We start from the raw sequence: 2,254 nt of genomic DNA on the forward strand, positions 1-2,254 counted from the left end.
TAGTAAACCTATATTAGTGTTTAGCCTTAGTAGTTCACATACCTTTTTGCTCTACCCCAAAGTTTGCGATATGCGCAAAAGTTTTAATGGTTTGTGTGGTCTTGTTACCAATGAATTAGGACGCGTTGCACATAGTGGGGAAGTGTTCATTTTTATCAATCGAAATAATAATCAGATGGAACTTTTACACTGGGAATCCGGTGGTTTTGTTCTTTATTACAAGCGTTTAGAGGTATCCGCCCGACGAACCCCATATTTTTTTAGATCAACCTAAGGTAGTAGTTTTGTTCTAAACAATTTAGACATGGACAAAAATGAATTTATGTTATCTCAAGTTGAATCTTGGAAACAAAGTGGACTTTCACAACAAGCGTATTGCGATCAAGCAGGTATTAAATTAGGAACTTTCAGCTATTGGATACGAAAAAGCAAAAATGAAGAAACACAAAGCGGAGGTTTTATTGCACTGAAAAAACCAGTTTTCGCTTTAGAAAACAAATACGAAATCGTATACCCTAATGGAGTTGTGCTGCGAGTGGATACGGATAATTTAAGTGAACTTTCGGCTTTAGTAAACCTATATTAGTGTTTAGCCTTAGTAGTTCACATACCTTTTTGCTCTACCCCAAAGTTTGCGATATGCGCAAAAGTTTTAATGGTTTGTATGGTCTTGTTACCAATGAATTAGGACGCGTTGCACATAGTGGGGAAGTGTTCATTTTTATCAATCGAAATAATAATCAGATGAAACTTTTACACTGGGAATCCGGTGGTTTTGTTCTTTATTACAAGCGTTTAGAGCAAGGAACTTTTGCTGGTTCAACCAGTACTAAATTGCAAATTAATTGGAGTGATTTGGTGTTGATGATCGAAGGAATTCAAATTATAAAAAGCAATAAAAAAAGAAGATTTTATTTGGAATAAAACAGCCTTAAGCCTTGTTAAATATAGGATTTTGACGTATATTTAGCCTATGGAAATAGACCTAGAAAACGTATCAAAACAGGAACTTTTTGAGCTTTTAACTAAAGCTCAAAAAAACATTTCTGTGATGGATAAAACTATTTCTGTTCAATATAAAACGATCTCCAAACAAGATAAAAAACTTGTTAGGCTTGAAAAAAAGGAAGTCGCGTTAGAAGATAAAGCTTCAAACTTAGAAAATAAAGCTTCAAAATTAGAAGATAAAGCTTCAAAATTAGAAGAACGAGTTGAAGAACTTCAACGTTTAGTAGAATTACTACGCCGTATGCAGTTTGGTCAAAAGCGAGAGCGCTTTGAAGATCCCTCTCAAACTACTTTACCTTTAGATCTAGAACAAGAGCTTCTGGAAGAACAAGAAGAGGTTATCAAAGAAGAAATTACTTATTCTCGTTCTAAAAAGAAACATCCAGGCAGGGCTAAACTTCCGGATCATTTACCAGTTGAAGAAATCGAGATTTACCCTGAAGGAGATTTGTCTGATCAGGTTTGTATTGGCAAAGAAACTACAGATGTACTTGATTATGTTCCGGGACACTTTAAAATCAAAAGATATATCCGATACAAATACGCGACTAAGGATAAAGACAATACTAAGATATCCATCGGGGATTTACCCGAAAGAATCATAGACAAAGGAATCCCTTCAGAAGGACTACTAGCCACTATCCTAGTAGATAAATATGTGGATCACCTTCCGCTATATCGTCAAAAGCAACGGTTCTCTAGAGAAGATATCGATATTGCTTCTTCTACAATAGAGGGTTGGGCTGCTCAGAGCATGGATGCTTTAAAACCCTTGTATGAGAAGCTGGTAATGGATATCAAAAATGAAGGGTATCTTCAAGTGGATGAAACCACCATCAAGGTTTTAGACGACAAGAAAAAAGACAAAACGCATCTGGGTTATTATTGGGTGTATCATGCCCCAATATCCAAGCTTGTGATGTTCAATTACAGCCCTACTCGTGCAAGTAGCGCTGCACTACCTATTTTGCAAAACTTTAAAGGTTACTTGCAAACAGACGGATATGCAGGATACAAAGCTTATGGAAAAAAATCAGATATCACTCCTCTTGGCTGTTGGGCACATGCTCGGCGAGAATTTGAAAGAGCCTTAGATAATGACAAGCAAAAAGCACAACATGTTTTAGTTGAAATACAAAAGCTATATGCGGTGGAGCGCAAAGCAAAAGAACAAAACGGTAAACCTGAGCAAATTAAAGAGCTAAGGCTTCAACAAAGCTTACCTATTATAAACGAACTAGGTAAA

The 2,254-nt window shown here is 36.2% G+C and carries 4 protein-coding genes; all 4 read left to right on the plus strand.

What is annotated here, in order from left to right:
• A partial coding sequence (gene tnpB / locus IWX83_RS16990; RefSeq protein WP_231380086.1) for an IS66 family insertion sequence element accessory protein TnpB occupies positions 1-274 on the plus strand: 274 nt, incomplete at its 5' end.
• Between the two features lie 30 nt (positions 275-304).
• The gene (locus IWX83_RS16995) at positions 305-586 is read left to right on the plus strand and encodes an IS66 family insertion sequence element accessory protein TnpB (RefSeq protein WP_196831344.1); all 282 of its coding nucleotides are present in this window, start codon (positions 305-307) and stop codon (positions 584-586) included.
• Positions 586-924 (plus strand): IS66 family insertion sequence element accessory protein TnpB, encoded by a 339-nt coding sequence (tnpB, locus tag IWX83_RS17000; protein ID WP_370568453.1) that lies wholly within the window; start codon positions 586-588, stop codon positions 922-924. Before IWX83_RS16995 ends, tnpB (IWX83_RS17000) begins: the two co-directional genes overlap by 1 nt.
• Before the next feature lie 49 nt (positions 925-973).
• Positions 974-2,254, plus strand: a 1,281-nt coding sequence (locus IWX83_RS17005) for an IS66 family transposase (protein WP_196831346.1), incomplete at its 3' end; no start/stop codon positions are given.

This window comes from Flavobacterium sp. CG_9.1 (genome assembly GCF_015751645.1).
In the GTDB taxonomy this organism is placed as follows: domain Bacteria; phylum Bacteroidota; class Bacteroidia; order Flavobacteriales; family Flavobacteriaceae; genus Flavobacterium; species Flavobacterium xanthum.

Coding starts and splice junctions, on each gene's coding strand:
- IWX83_RS16995 (WP_196831344.1), top strand. CDS start 305: ATGGACAAAAATGAATTTATGTTATCTCAAGTTGAATCTTGGAAACAA.